Source organism: Changpingibacter yushuensis (genome assembly GCF_014041995.1).
GTDB classification, from domain to species: domain Bacteria; phylum Actinomycetota; class Actinomycetes; order Actinomycetales; family Actinomycetaceae; genus Changpingibacter; species Changpingibacter yushuensis.
Map to the genome: position 1 here is coordinate 160,642 of NZ_CP059492.1, position 14,712 is coordinate 175,353.

A 14,712-nucleotide genomic window follows, 5' to 3' on the forward strand; every position below is an offset into this window, starting at 1 on the left:
AGCACAATTGAGCATACATAGTGAATGAAACAAAACGTTGGCATAGCAACGAAAGGTGGACTTTTCCCCACGTTTCCAGCACTCCCAAAAAGGCGTGCCTACGCTTTCAAATCCCGCCGCTACCGCCACTGGTTTTCCCCGGTACACACGTGACAAGTGGTACCGGGGATAGTCATTTCAGCGTAGTGCATGACCTATGTGTGGTCTCCGGTTCGGCTGCGGAACTCCCAACTAGCTGTGCGTGCTTGGGGATTCCTCCTGTGCACGTAGCCTTTATCCCTCATTAGGTGATTCCGGTGATTTACTCGGAGATTCTTCGCCATATCCCAGCGAGTGCGCGTAGGTCTCCAGATGATCCGAAAGTGGGATGTCACGGACTTCTGAAGAGAACAACAGTGGGAGGAATAGGAGCGCCATGAGGGATCCCATGATGATCATGGTGGTCTGGTAGCCCAAGGTCTGTAGTCTGATTCCGGCGAGTGCGGTAATAGCTGCTCCGACGAGGGACTCATAGATACCCATGCTGGCGAAAGCTCGCCCCATGACGGCCTTGGGCATAGCGAGCATCTGGAATGCCCCCATCGCCGAGTTCCCGGCTGGCAGCAGAAGTAGTGCGGGGACTAGAAGAACGAGCTTCCACACCAGGCCGGTGGTGGCGGACATGGCCAGCACACATACGACGGGTAGCGCGAATGCGATGAGCGTGAGCACACCGCCCCGGACGCGCGGAAGAAGCACACTGACGAGTAATGAACCCAGGAAGACGCCAACGGCAGCAGCAGTGTTAATGAAACCAGCTTCCGTCTCGCTACTGCCTTGGGTCACCAACTCCATGATGGTGATGAGGATTGCGGCGTTGAATAGAGAAAAGACGGGGTTGCCAGCAAAGACAATAATACGCATGAGCCGCGAACTGAGGATCCAACGGAATCCGTCGAAGAGTCCACTGATCGAAATCGGTGATTTCTCGCTGGGAGGCGGAGCAAAAGAGCCTTTCAGGCGCCACGCTGAAAGCGTCTGAATCAACGCCAGAATTGCGGTGGTGAGGAAGGGAAAGACCCGCGATATACCCAACAGAAGGCCACCCACAGGAGCACCGCCGAATTCGATAGCAGCATCGCGTCCCTGATTCACTGCCATGGCTTGCGGTAGTTGTTCGGAAGGAACAACATCGCGCAACAGGAGATTTGATACCCCACCAGTAAGTCCGGACCTCAGTCCCTGAAGAATGGCCAAGATGATCGCTGCGGTGAATGTGAACCAGTCAAAATAGAGAAACAGGCATGCCCACGAATAGATAAGAAGACCCGCCACACCGTTGATGACGAGGAGTTTTCTGCGATCCATTGCGTCTTGAAGAGAACCACCAAAGAGCTCACAGGTTGCGGAGACTATCATTGCGATAGAACCCATCAGTGAGGCTTTTGCCGGTGATCCTGTTAATGCCAGAACAATCAATGGAAAAGCATAGCTAGTTACTGATCCGCCAAGCGCTGACGATGTATCTGCAGCAAACCACCATCGATATGATGCTGTTCAGAATAAACGGCGTGGGTGGGAGTGCGAGGACTGTTGGTCGCTGACATCTGCTGACATTGACATAGAAAGCTCCATGTGGTGAGGCTGCTTTCAAGCAAATATACGCCTGGCGGCCGCGTTGCCATTGCATAGTCCCACAATAGATCTCAAGCCCACAATAGATCTCAAGCCCACAATAGATCTCAAGCCCACAATAGATCTCAAGCCAAATCGAGCATCGAATCCGCCACGTTCGTGAAAACTCCAGTTGCACCGAGGTGGAACAACTCGTTTGCCCGAGCTCTTGAGTCCACAGTCCAGACGTTTACCTTGTAGCCAGCTTTCAGAGGAAGTGCCATAAGTTGGGGGAGGAGCGCCGTATCCTCCAAATGCACATAACTCGCGCCGCAAATCTCGAGCACAGAAAGCCAATCCAAGCCCAATGTACGTTGCTCGAAGAGTACACCGATGGGGTAATTGGGAACGCGGCGATGGAACTCGGCTAGCTGAAGCAGGCTAAAGGAGGAAACGATGATTTCGATACCAGGCTTGAGGCGCGCCAGTTCTCTCATCACCACATCGATGAGCGTGTGAGCGCCCGCAGCCCCCGCCTCATGAGACTTGAGCTCGATATTCGCGTTCATACCCGTCTCATTGAGAAAGTCTATGAACTCATGCAACGTTGGCAAGTGTTCGCCCGCAAAGGACGGGCTGAACCACGCTCCGGCGTCGACGTGTGGAAGCTCGTGCCTACTGAGCGCATACATTGAACCACTGTGGTCCGTTGTTCGGTTGAGTGTGGAGTCATGGAGAATGACGGGTGTTCCATCGGCGATGATATCCACGTCAGTTTCAATCCACGTGCAGCCGGCTTCATGAGCCAACCGGAACGCGGCCATTGTGTTCTCCGGAGCCTGTGTGCACAGGCCTCGGTGAGCAAACACGATGCGCTGTTCGGTTCCTGCTTGGTTCCTAGACTCGACTGGACTCATGGACGCGACCTTCGGCTTCCTTCTCGGTTCGGCGGGCTTCGCGCTCAATTCTGCGCTGAGCGGCAGCGGCCGCACGTTCTTGCTTCGGCATCCACACAGGCTTTTCGCTCTTGGTAACCGAACGGAGCACCCACCACAGGATCTCGATAAGGGTCGCGCCGATTAGCCCGGCGACCGCCGCAAAGCTCATGGCCTCAACATTGGATGAATCAAGCATGAAGATAGTCTGCGTGAAATCCAAGGTGAAGATAAGTCCGTAACCCACTAAGGGGAGAAGGATGAGCAGGATCTTCCACCACTCGTACGGTCTGGCCACCACTGCCAGAACCCACGTGGATGCCATGATCAGTGCCAGCAGAGCAGCAGTGGAGGCTTGCGTGGCTTGCTGTTCAGTGCCATCAGGGACTCGCACGGCCACATAAGTGACAAATGATGCCAGCGCCACCACGAGCCCGGCCGGGAAACCGAACTGCATAACCCGCTGGACGAAGTTGTCTTTAGCGCGTTCGTTGTTAGGTGGAAGCGAAAGCAGGAAGGCAGGTATGCCGATGGTGAACCAGCCCGTGATGGTCACGTGGATGGGTTGGAACGGGAACGGCAGAGCAAAGAGCAGTACCAAGATGGCCATGATTGAGGAATAGACCGTCTTGGTCAGGAACAAATTGGCTACGCGTTCGATGTTGCCAAGCACGCGCCTACCTTCTGCCACAACATAGGGCAGTGTGGCGAACTTGTCATTGAGCAACACGATCTTGGCAACCGACCTCGTTGCCGCTGTACCCGAGCCCATGGCAACTCCCAGGTCCGCATCCTTCAACGCCAGAACATCATTAACTCCGTCTCCGGTCATGGCAACGGTGTGCCCATTGTTCTGGAGTGCCGCCACCATTGCGCGCTTCTGTTGTGGGGTGACGCGCCCAAATACGTGCGAATCGTTGATAGTCTGCGCAAAATCGGCTTCGGTTATAGACCGAGCATCAATGGCTTCGCCGGAGTCCATGCCGAGGTTGCGGGTAACCGCACCTACAGATTCGGCATTATCGCCAGAGATGACCTTGACCTGCACTCCCTGGCTGCGAAAGAACTCAAGGGTTTCGGCGGCGTCGGGCCGAATACGTTGCTCCAGCACTACCAAGGCAATCGGCTCCACCAGTCCGGGAGCGCCCTCCGCAGTCACTGGCACATCGCTAGAGGCGAGCAGCAACACACGCAGCCCCGTAGAAGCGATCTCCTGCGCCTGCTTGCCGGCATCGCTCGTTGCTGGAATGAGCACATCTGGCGCTCCAAGAATCCAGTGGCCTTCTGAAGCGAAGCTCACCCCTGACCACTTCTTCGCTGATGTGAAAGGCTGGGTCTGCTCCACTTCCCACTGGACTTTGGCTGTGCCCACTCCAACCCGAATTGCCTCCATTGAGGAGTTCGGCGCCGGGTCCGCAGAAGCAAGTTGGCTGAGTGCCTCCAGAGCCTCGGCCTCAGAGTGTGATCCGAGCGGGTGCAATGTGCCGAACTCCATGGAGTTCTCCGTAAGTGTTCCCGTCTTGTCCGCACACACCACGTCTACCCGTGCCAAGCCCTCAATTGCTGGCAGTTCGTTCACGAGGCATTTGCGTTGCCCAAGCCGAATGACTCCCAGTGCGAAGGCCGTGGATGTGATGAGCACAAGGCCTTCGGGGATCATTGGCACCAGCGCACCAGTCACAGACAAGATCACCGCTTGCCAGTTGTTCTCACCAACTCGGATTTGCCCGAAGACGGTCAGGATTCCAACTGGGATCAGAATCCATGTGATGACCTTGAGGATCGAGTTGATGCCGGCTTGCAGCTCCGAATGCACCAGCGAAAACTTCGCCGCCTCAGCGGTGAGCTTGCCAGCGTAGGAATCGGCTCCAACCTTGGTTGCCTGATATGAGCCCACGCCAGAAGCCACAAAGCTGCCTGATAATACTTGGTCCCCTTCGCGTTTTGGAACGGGATCGGATTCCCCTGTCAGCAGGGATTCGTCCACTTCGAGGTATCGAGCTTCGGCCACGACGCCGTCCACAACGATCTGTTCGCCGGGAGTCACGGTGACGATATCGTCAAGAACAACTTCCTCTTGAGCGACTTGACGCTCACTGCCGTTTCGCCGGACGGTTGGATGTGCTTCGCCGACGACGGCGAGTGAATCCAGCGTGTTCTTTGCCCTCAGTTCTTGGACGATTCCAATGATGGAATTCGCAATGATGAGAAGGCCGAAGGCTCCGTTAATCCACGATCCGGTCAACATGACGAGGACGAACAGGACGCCCAGCAACGCATTGATACGGGTGAAGACGTTGTCTTTGACAATCTGTAGAGTGGTTCGCCCGGAACGAGGAGGGAGGGAGTTGGTGAGCCCTTCCTCTGTGCGCTCGCGAACTTGAGCATCGCTCAGGCCAATGTGAGGATCGATGTGGTGGTCGCGCACTGGTGCAGACATGCCTTCGAGGTTATGCGTTGGGCCGGCGCGAGGCAACCGTTCGGGTTCAGCCATAAGGGGAGTAGTCCCTCGGCAAGCACTGCTGGCGCGGCCAATCCCTACGTGATTGATTTCGGTTTGGCACCAGTTCGAGGCCATGAAAAGGTGAACTTGTCTAGTTGCTGGCGTGTCTTCCTTCCGACAGCAAAAACCCGTTGATCTGGTTCAGGCGCGTCTTAGAGTGAAGGAAGTGTTGACCTGCGCAGCCGTTGTGGTGCCCGTGCGGTTCGGCAAGATATTCGACTCGCAGCCTAGGCGGAGGCAAGAACCGTGGACTTCACACCGATTTCTGAGCAAGCTCATACTCATTACCAGAAGGGTGTTCCATGTGAGATACCTGAGCCCGAAGGCCCTATCTTCGAGCTGTTGGAACACACAGCCAACACGTATCCGAAATCACCCGCGATCGATTACTTCGGAAGCGTGTGGACGTATGAGGAGTTGTTGTGTGAGGCACTCAAAGGTGCCGATGTTCTCGCGAAGCGCGGTGTGAAAAAGGGTGACGTGGTCTCGATTGCGTTGCCGAACTGCCCGCAACATCTCATTGCCTTCTACGCCGCCCAACGCCTCGGGGCAGTAGTGGCAGAGCTCAACCCGCTCGCGCCCGCCGCGCAGCTGCAACAGCAAATTGAGCGCCACCAAGGGCAGATATGTATTGTGTGGCAGAAGTCTGCACAGACTGTGGTCAAGGCGGGCGTGAATCCAAGCAGTCTTCTCACAGTGGATATCACTTTCCCCATGCCCCACTCAATGCGAATGAAGCTGAAACTGCCAGTGGCCGAGGCTCGTAAGCAGCGCAAGGCTATGACCGGCCCGGTGCCACGCAGGTCAAGATCGTGGGACGAACTCGTGCGCGATGCGGCTCCTTACTCGGGTCCTGCTCTTCAGATTGCGCCTTCTGACTATGCAGTAATCCTGCATTCGTCAGGCACGAACGGGATTCCCAAATCTGTGCCGTTGACGCACGCAAACGTCCGCGCAAACGTAAACCAGAACCTGTTTTGGGTGTGGGGCCTGGATCGTGGAGCGGAGACCTTCTTCTCCTTGCTGCCATATTTCCATGCGTTTGGAATGTGCTTCTTGTTGTGTTCGGGCGTGGGAATTGGTGCATGCCAAATCATTCTTCCCACGTTCAGCCCGCAACTGGCGCTCAACGCCCATCAACGCCGCAATGTGACGTTCTTTCTCGGTGTGCCACCCATGTTTGATCGAATCGCCCGCTACGCAAGCGAACACGATATAGATATTTCGAGCATTGAGTTTGCGGTTTCAGGAGGCATGGGTCTGTCACGAGAGATTGCTGAGCGCTGGGAAGAAACCTCTGGCCACTTCATCATTGAGGGCTACGGAATGTCCGAGACCTCACCGACCTTGTGCGGCTCACCACTTTCTGCGGACCGACGCCCGGGTTGCCTTGGGCTCCCATTCCCCAGCACAAACATGCGCTTGGTTGATCAGAATGATCCCACGCGCGATGTTCCCGACGGCGAACCCGGCGAGATTCTGGTGAAAGGGCCACAGGTCTTCTCTGGTTACCTTGACGATCCAGAGGAGACCCGGACAGCGTTCGTGGATGGCTGGTTCCGTACTGGCGACATTGCGCGCAACGACGACGGCTTCATCTACCTTGTTGATCGCTCCAAGGACCTCATCATCACAAATGGGTTCAACGTGTTCCCCTCGAACGTTGAGGCGGCCCTGAGGAAGCTGACGAACGTGACGGACGTCGTCGTCGTCGGAGTACCAAACGAGGCGATGGGTGAGGAAGTCGCGGCCGTGGTGACTGCGCCGTGGAAGAACCCGGATCTCAAGCGCCTGCGCGCGACCTTGGAAAAGGAGCTGCCCCATTATGCGCTCCCGCGCCAGCTGCACTTGGTGGAGGAAATCCCGCGCAACCTTATCGGCAAGCCTGAGAGACGGAAGGTACGGGAGACGATTATCGCGGCGGGTTCTGCCGAACGAGTGACCGATTGGCGCAAGGGCGGCCCGTTCGCTCCCGCTCCTCGTTAGACTGGCCTGCAGTTACGTTGCCGCAGGGAGTGAGCATGGAAGTCACGGAATTCAAGGTTGAGCTGGTTCGCACTGTTGATGAGTCGTATCCGATCGTGGTTGGCCGCGGACTCGATGCAAAGGTCGTGGAGCTAGCGTCCCGAGGTGACCTCGCGGAGCGCAGGATTGCCGTGATCACTGATACCACCGTGGTTGAACTCGCCGGGAAGTCCATTGCGCGTGCATTGGCTGATGCGGGACGTCGCGTTGATGTGCTGGCGTTCCCTGCCGGTGAGCCGAACAAGGTTCGCGCCACAAAGGAAGCACTTGAGGACCAACTCATTGCTCTCGGATGTGGCCGTGACACCTTGATTGTTGCGGTAGGTGGAGGGGTTGTAACCGACTTGGCGGGCTTCGTTGCCGCCACTTTTACTCGCGGCGTTCCCTACATCTCGGTCTCTACAACGCTTCTTGGCGCAGCGGACGCCGCGGTTGGTGGAAAAACGGCGGTAGATACGCCAGCAGCAACAAACCTTATTGGTGCCTTCCATCAGCCCAGCGCTGTGGTGATCGATGTGGATCGGTGGCTGACTCTATCCGATGCCCAGATTCGCGACGGCATGGGCGAGACGGTCAAGCATGCCTGCCTAGGCGATGTGCAGTACTTTGATGCCCTCGAAGATGCTTTTGTCACTCGTGGAATGAGCCCGGCGGAGTTCGTGCGCGATGACGGATTGGCGGAACTCGTCGCTCGCCGCAACTGCGAGATCAAGAGAGACTTCGTGGTGTCCGATGTACACGAAGGCAACCGGCGAATGGCTCTCAATCTGGGCCATACGATTGGCCGTGCACTGGAGACCGCCATGGGATACACGATGAGCCATGGCGAGTGCGTGGCGGTGGGGTTGAACTTGCAGGCCAAGTGGGGTGTGCAGTTCGGCTACCTCACACAGGGAGAAGCTGACCGGATTGAGCGTCTCCTGCGTGCCATTGGCCTGCCCACCGCTCTGCCGGAATCAGTGACTGTTGAGGCGATCATGGATGCAATGACGCACGACAAGAAGGGCAAGAGTGGTGCGATCCGATTCGTCTTCGAGCGCGGTATCGGAGACATGATGGTTTTCGACGACGGCGCGTCGGCGCGTCCCGTGCCCTCCGAGGAAATCGCGGACTTTTTGAGAAGCGCAATCTGACTTTGGCTTTTCCTGAAAGAAACATGGGAGTCTTGTAGAGTCTTTCTAGTTGCCCGCACGCCATGTGCCTCACATCGGAGCATCTATGAGTACTCGCAAAACAAAGCTCTCCGGATTCACCGCGGCGATCAGGTTTCTTCTTCTGGTTGTGATCGCAGTGGCGCTGGTGAAGATAGCTTTCATACCCGATTCTGCGGAAGCCACTGATCCGGACGGGCTCGCTCCAGGCGGTACGTTCGGCGAACTGACGGTCGTGCCAGAATCCGGTTCCATCGTCAATGAACTCACCCTCACTGGAACTGTCGAATCCGATGCATCCTCACCAGTCTTATCTACGTTCGATGGCGAAGTAGTGGCGATCTATGCTGCAGACGGCGTGGCCGTGAATCAAGGTGAAAGAATCCTTCTGATCCAACGGACAGAACAGGGCGACGACGTCGTTTCAGTAGACGAGGAAGGCAACGAGGTCGTTACCCCAGGGAAAACCATCTATAAGTCAGAGTATGTGGTGGCTCCGGCTTCGGGAACGTTGAAGCTCACAGCGCTCATGGGCCAGCAGTTTGTTATCGGGGACCAACTTGGCACCGTGCAGCCGGCCACCTATTCTGCAGTGGCTTCATTGACGGCTGACCAGATGTATCGGATTCAAGATGTGCCGAGCAAAGCTACGCTAACCATCACCAATGGGCCTGCTCCCTTTGAATGCGAGGGTCTACTCATCTCCACCCCTGCGGCATCCGATGATCAAGAGGGTACAGGCACCACCATCCAAGCGTCGTGCGCGATTCCTGATGGTCAGAAGGTCTTCCCTGGACTCCAAGTGACAATGAGCATCGTGGCCGGAGAAGTTACGGATGTCCTCACTCTGCCAGTCAGTGCAGTGGAGGGGCGCTACGCAAGTGGTTACGTGTACCTGCCTACAGGCGGGGAGGGTGACGCGGAAAAGGTTGCAGTGAAGCTCGGAATTACAGACGGTCAGCGCATCCACATCATCGAGGGTCTCACTGCCGAAGATGAGGTTCTGGAGTTCGTTCCCACCGAAGGCAACGCTATGGAGTGCAACGAGTTCACCGGCGAAGGCTGCTGATATGGCTCTTGTGGAGATGGCAGATGCCACCCGCACTGTGGACCTTCCTGATGGTTCGCCGTTGCACATCTTGCAGGGTGTCACACTGCGTGCTGAGGCTGGCGAACGAGTTTCTATTGTGGGGCGCTCAGGCACGGGCAAATCTACGCTTCTCAACATTTTGGGCATGCTGGATAAGCCAAATTCGGGCACATATTCCGTGGATGGGCAGGACGCGCTGGCACTACGGGAGCGCAAGCGGGCAGCTATGCGTGGGCGGACCTTTGGCTTCGTGTTCCAGCAGTTCAACATCTTCTCTGAACGTACCGCGTTGGAGAATGTTGAGGTACCCCTGCTCTACACGACGGGCGCACAGTTCTGGAAGCGTTCGAGCATAGCTGCCGCCATGCTCGAACGGGTGGGGCTTGGGGATCGGCTTGATTCATACCCTGCGGAGATGTCCGGCGGTGAACAACAACGCATCGCTATTGCTCGGGCACTGGTACGCCAACCGCGCGTGATCCTGGCAGACGAACCCACTGGTGCACTCGATCCCGAAACGGGTCGTTCCGTCATGACCCTTCTGGAGGATGTTGCATCCGAGAATGACTCTGCGCTTATCGTGATCACGCATGACCTCAATGTTGCGTCGCGTGCAGATAGGGTGCTGGTACTTGCCGAAGGAGTGCTTCACCCAGTCGCCACCGCTCGCGACGCGCTCAGCGCGGACGAGTCCCTCGTCCAAAAGGCCCAGCAGCCACGTGAGCAAGAAGCAGAAGCACGTGAGCAAGAAGCCCAAGCCCACGAGATTGCGCAGGTCCGCGATGTTTAGCTCCATCATCGGAGCCCTTGTGGAGGCATGGGGCGAGGTCAAGGTGCAACGGGCTAGGGTGGTGCTTTCCTTGGTGGGTGTGACCGCGGCAGTTGCGGCCATGGCCACGGTGATCGCCATCGGTGATTTGCTCATTCAATCAGAACGCGAGAATCAGGAAGCGTGGAGTGGGCGTGAGGTCACTCTAACCATCAGCGCCTACCAATCCGGTGATACCCCGATTCTTGATGATGCGTGCGCAACGGGTGATTGTTCAACTTATGCGGACGGTACTTCCGATTCGCCCAACTCCGTGGAGCAGGATGTGATCGTGGATCCGCTGGGGCAGGCAATGCTCACAGTCGCCGAGCGATTCGATATCCGCTATTGGTCACGTGTTTCCACCGCGTACGACCTCCAGATTAAGGAGTTTGACGAGCTGGTGAACCTCGGTACATTCCACGGTGCATACATCGACGGAGTGGTGGAGGAGTGGTCCTCGCCTGAGGTGTATGCCGTGGATCCAGACTATGCCGTGCTCTACCGGTTACGGCCTTCTCAGGGGCGCTGGCTTGCTTCTGGAGACGTCAACCAACGCGTAACACCAGTGGTGATTAACTCGACCATGTGGGAGCTGTTTGGGAAACCGGACATTTCTGTGCCGACCACATTGACTTTCACGCGTCCGGAGGCCCAGACCATACGGATTGTGGGCGTGGTACCAGCTGGCAGCACGTGGGATTCTCCTCGGATTTACATGCCGTACGATTCGTGGCAGTTGATGAAACCAAGCGACGTTGAACAGGGAGCAATCGATTCGACTGCCGCGGTGTGGGTGGGCCCGGACAATGCCGACGAAGCCCGAACCACCCTACCCGCTGCAGTTGCCGCAGTGCTTGGCGACGACTGGACTGCGGAGGCCTATGGCGGTGAACAGTGGGACGACGCCGCCGATCAGCTCGAGACGGTGCGGCTGGCCATTATGGGCATCGGTGGAATCGTGATTCTGCTCGGTGCATTAGGTCTGCTCAACGTCGCAGTGGTTACCGTTCGTCAACGAGTTCGAGAAATCGGGATCCGGCGTGCCGTAGGAGCGTCTGCAGGCCGCGTGTTCTTTGCCGTGTTCATGGAGTCCGTGGTGGCCACATTTGTTGCCGGGATCGTAGGTGTGGGCATTGCTGTGATCGTCACGCGCTACCTTCCACTCGAGTCCATGGGCATCATGCTGCAGAACGCTCCCACTTTCCCAATGTCTGCAGCCATTGCAGGTATCGGTATTGCTACGGGTGTGGGCGCACTGTGCGGCATCATCCCCGCGATCGCGGCAGTCAAAGTGCGCCCGATCGACGCGATCCGGTACTGAGAACGGCAGCCCCTGGATCTTCCCGCCTGAGAACTGTCGAAATGGCTGGTCACACAGGCAGTTCCTTCAGATATTGTTGAGGTATCTGCAACCCCTGACAGAATCTGGAGAGGGATCAGTGCACACTGGGCAACATAAGGGCTTTGTTGGTTTGACACTCGCAGCACTACTGGCTGTGAGCCAGCTGCTGCCTGCCGGCGCCGCACTGGCGGTTAGCGAGAGCCCGGCGGCCACTGGGGTCGTCGTCGTCCCCAAGAATCCAGACGATCCTGCTGCTGGGATCTACGTTAACGATGCGTGGACGGCCACGGCCAACAACGCATACTCGTTCGGGAAGTCCACAGATGCGTTTGTGGTGGGTGACTGGAATGGCAATGGCTCCGATACTTTGGGAATCAGGCGTTCGAGCACTTTCTACCTGCGCGATCAGAACAGCGACGGCGCAGCTACGTATTCGTTTGTCTTTGGCCGTTCCACCGATTCGATCTTTATCGGAGACTGGGACGGAGACGGCAAAGACACACTTGCCGTGCGCCGCGGCAACCGGTTCTACATTCAGAACACGCTGACCGGGGGTGAGGCGTCTACGTCGTTCGTCTATGGGCAAGCGGGGGATGAGATCCTAGTGGGTGACTGGGATGGCGACGGAAAGGATACATTCGCCGTTCGGCGCGGCAACGCCTACCACATCCGGAATACGCTCACCTCGGGAGTTGCGCAATCCGTCATCGTCTATGGCAAAACGACCGACACGGTTTTGGCTGGCGATTGGGACGGCAATGGCGCCGATAGCTTCGCCGTTCGGCGCGGCAACATCTACCACATCCGCAACTCGGTTACCTCGGGAGTCGCGGATCTCAAGCTGGCGTATGGACGGTCCACAGACGACGTTATCGTGGGCGACTGGAACTCGGACGGATCAGATACCTTAGGGGTGATCCGCCGCGATGGAATCGTTCCAACACTTGTGGCCGCGCACGATCCCCAGGGCCGGATCGATAGCGTAGCACCGGCCGCCTCCGCAGTCACCGTTTCCGGCTGGACTTACGATCCGGATACATCGAAATCGTTGACAATCCAGATCTTCGTGGACAACAGCTCCACTCTTGTGAAGGCATCCCTGCAACGTGCCGATGTCAAGACAGCCTACGGGCTTGCGCAGGATACGGTGGGCTTCTCCAAGACGGTCTCGGCAACGGCTGGGAACCATCGCGTGTGCGTGGTGGCAATCAATGAAGGTAGCGGTACAAGCAAGAAGCTCGGCTGTTCCACCGTCACAGTGTCAGCCTCACCATCCCCCACTCCGTCCCCGAGCCCGAGCGCTACCACGTCAACGCCAACGACGGCTCCGCCCACCGCCACACCAACGGCTTCCCCAACTTCCAGCGTGGACCCCAACACCACCTTTGTTGCGGGCAACATCATTTCTGATGCGAAGATGTTCGATTCGGGAACGATGAGCGTGGCCGAGATTCAAGCATTCCTTCAGGCGCAGAATCCCTCCTGTGAAGCAGGTCAGGAAAAGTGCCTGAAGGACTACACCAAGACCACCCTCACAATGACGTCGAATTACTGTTCGGCATTCCAGGGAGCCAATAACGAAAGCGCGGCTTCCATGATCGCGAAGGCGGCACAAGCCTGTGGTGTGAATCCTCAGGTTCTGCTGGTCACTCTTCAAAAGGAACAGGGGCTCATTTCGGCAACTGGTTCTGCGTTGACCAGTGTGAAGTATGATCAGGCACTCGGTTTCGGTTGTGCCACAACTGGTACATGTGGGCCGCAATATGCAGGTTTCGCCAACCAACTCTATTCGGCCGCCTCACGATACGTGGAGTATGGAGTGCGGGCGAGCGCCTTCACCTACCGTTCGGGAGGGACGTACTCCATCCCCTACAACCCAGTAGCATCCTGCGGATCTGCGCCCGTCACGATCGCGAATAAGGCCACCGCCGCTCTGTACAACTACACGCCATACCAGCCCAACGCCGCTGCTTTGGCAAACATGTACGGCACTGGCGATGAATGCTCCACATATGGCAATCGCAACTTCTGGCGGATATTCACCCACTGGTTTGGGGCAACGCACTGATAGATCGCCGGTGTGCCGAAGCTACTAGCTCACAGCATCGGCAGCTGGCCAGCAACTCAACATGGACATACGAAAGAGGGATGGGCCCAGCAAATCTGCTGGGCCCATCCCTGTGGACGGCACGCGGAGCGCGCGGCCTCACTCACCAAACCACGTGCGCACGCACGTGGTTACTTCACGGTCAAAGGCATCGTCTGAGTGATGGTCTGCGATCCACTGTAGGAAGGAACCGCCCACGAGGTGATCGAGCTGTGCGCGGCATGACTGAGGATCGGTCACTGCCTGATACAGCAGTTGCTCGGCACCTTGTTCGGTGTTGTAAAGGAAGGGATAGCCTTCCGGGAGAAGCGCGCGCGCCCAAGGTAGATCAGGAAAGATGCCCACCACGCCAGAGCCCAACGCCTCCACGTATGACAAGCCGTACGCTTCTTCTTCCGCGGTGGCTAGGAAGGCCGTGGTGTGGGAAAGAGCCTCATAGTATGAGGTCCTTTCCGCGGTGAGTGGACCCACCCATATCCAGCTGCGTCGCGAAAACGCCATAGCCTTCTCGCTGATCAAATGGGATTCCTGAAGCCTCATCTCCACCTTGAGTGGTGTGCGCGCGTGAACCTTTTCAACGATCTTCTTGAACAGATCTGGCCGCTTGGTGGGCGAGAGGTAGATCGCTGGGTAGAGCACAATTGGCACTTCGGGTTCTTGCCGCTCATGAACGTGCTCCACGCGGAACCCGAGATTCACCCAGTCGAGCTTGGACAATGAGGAGATCTCGGATACCGTGCGCTTTTGTACAATGTCGCGCACCTCAGAGGCCGTCCTTTCGGAAGCGGCGAAGGTGGGGAACAGGGCGCATGAGAGTGCGAAAGAGTATCTGTCTACCCGGTGTTCCAGTTGGTGAACTGGCCACCAAACGAAGTTCATGATGCGTGGCTGAGTTCCGCCCGATTCTTGGAAGACTGTGCGCCACACGTCCATCGAGTCCAGCACGTCCATGTTGATAATCACCGAGTCGTCTGGATCGATGAACTCCAATGGCACCACGTCAAATCCGGCGGCGTGGTGCGGGGATGGCCCCACGAGCTGTGCGCCCGGGAACAGCCTGAGAAAGCGGCGCACGAGTGTTGCCCCAGCATCGTGGCCAGCCACGCGACCATCGGGTGTGATAGTTGTGGCATCGCGCTTGATGATGATGTTCAT

General features: G+C 57.2%; 9 protein-coding genes and 1 pseudogene. 6 read left to right on the forward strand and 4 right to left on the reverse strand.

The features are described from left to right. Nucleotides 1–273: 273 nt before the first annotated feature. The 3 genes and pseudogenes from H2O17_RS00685 to H2O17_RS00695 all read right to left on the reverse strand — a co-directional run. A pseudogene (locus tag H2O17_RS00685) lies at nucleotides 274–1,515 on the reverse strand (MFS transporter); the annotation flags it as partial. A gap of 224 nt (nucleotides 1,516–1,739) precedes the next feature. Then, nucleotides 1,740–2,510 carry a glycerophosphodiester phosphodiesterase family protein gene (locus H2O17_RS00690; RefSeq protein WP_182049889.1) on the reverse strand — a complete coding sequence of 257 codons (771 nt, stop codon included), beginning with the start codon at nucleotides 2,508–2,510 and terminating at the stop codon, nucleotides 1,740–1,742. Further along, the gene (locus H2O17_RS00695) at nucleotides 2,491–4,968 is read right to left on the reverse strand and encodes an HAD-IC family P-type ATPase (protein ID WP_182049890.1); all 2,478 of its coding nucleotides are present in this window, start codon (nucleotides 4,966–4,968) and stop codon (nucleotides 2,491–2,493) included. Before H2O17_RS00695 ends, H2O17_RS00690 begins: the two co-directional genes overlap by 20 nt. Before the next feature lie 309 nt (nucleotides 4,969–5,277). Between H2O17_RS00695 and H2O17_RS00700 the strand changes: the two genes are divergently transcribed. The 6 genes from H2O17_RS00700 (at nucleotide 5,278) to H2O17_RS00725 (ending at nucleotide 13,518) form a co-directional block, all read left to right on the forward strand. Beyond that, nucleotides 5,278–7,017 carry an AMP-binding protein gene (locus H2O17_RS00700; protein ID WP_182049891.1) on the forward strand — a complete coding sequence of 580 codons (1,740 nt, stop codon included), beginning with the start codon at nucleotides 5,278–5,280 and terminating at the stop codon, nucleotides 7,015–7,017. Between the two features lie 35 nt (nucleotides 7,018–7,052). Then, nucleotides 7,053–8,189, forward strand: coding sequence for a 3-dehydroquinate synthase (gene aroB / locus H2O17_RS00705; RefSeq protein WP_182049892.1), 1,137 nt, complete (start codon nucleotides 7,053–7,055; stop codon nucleotides 8,187–8,189). Nucleotides 8,190–8,274: 85 nt separating this feature from the next. Further along, a complete protein-coding gene (locus tag H2O17_RS00710; RefSeq protein WP_182049893.1) occupies nucleotides 8,275–9,276 on the forward strand; it encodes an efflux RND transporter periplasmic adaptor subunit in 1,002 nt (333 codons plus the stop codon). A gap of 1 nt (nucleotide 9,277) precedes the next feature. Continuing rightward, on the forward strand, nucleotides 9,278–10,087 hold the full coding sequence (locus H2O17_RS00715) for an ABC transporter ATP-binding protein (RefSeq protein WP_182049894.1): 810 nt from the start codon (nucleotides 9,278–9,280) through the stop codon (nucleotides 10,085–10,087). Then, entirely contained in the window at nucleotides 10,038–11,429 is a 1,392-nt protein-coding gene (locus H2O17_RS00720) for an ABC transporter permease (protein WP_343037864.1), read from the forward strand. The genes H2O17_RS00715 and H2O17_RS00720 overlap by 50 nt, the downstream gene beginning before the upstream one ends. Before the next feature lie 118 nt (nucleotides 11,430–11,547). After that, a complete protein-coding gene (locus tag H2O17_RS00725; RefSeq protein WP_182049895.1) occupies nucleotides 11,548–13,518 on the forward strand; it encodes a VCBS repeat-containing protein in 1,971 nt (656 codons plus the stop codon). Nucleotides 13,519–13,656: 138 nt separating this feature from the next. Here H2O17_RS00725 and H2O17_RS00730 read toward each other — a convergent pair whose 3' ends face one another. After that, complete coding sequence (locus H2O17_RS00730; RefSeq protein WP_182049896.1) at nucleotides 13,657–14,712, reverse strand: glycosyltransferase; 1,056 nt, start codon at nucleotides 14,710–14,712, stop codon at nucleotides 13,657–13,659.

Coding starts and splice junctions, on each gene's coding strand:
- H2O17_RS00690 (WP_182049889.1), bottom strand. CDS start 2,510: ATGAGTCCAGTCGAGTCTAGGAACCAAGCAGGAACCGAACAGCGCATC.
- H2O17_RS00695 (WP_182049890.1), bottom strand. CDS start 4,968: ATGTCTGCACCAGTGCGCGACCACCACATCGATCCTCACATTGGCCTG.
- aroB (WP_182049892.1), top strand. CDS start 7,053: ATGGAAGTCACGGAATTCAAGGTTGAGCTGGTTCGCACTGTTGATGAG.
- H2O17_RS00710 (WP_182049893.1), top strand. CDS start 8,275: ATGAGTACTCGCAAAACAAAGCTCTCCGGATTCACCGCGGCGATCAGG.
- H2O17_RS00715 (WP_182049894.1), top strand. CDS start 9,278: ATGGCTCTTGTGGAGATGGCAGATGCCACCCGCACTGTGGACCTTCCT.
- H2O17_RS00730 (WP_182049896.1), bottom strand. CDS start 14,712: ATGAACATCATCATCAAGCGCGATGCCACAACTATCACACCCGATGGT.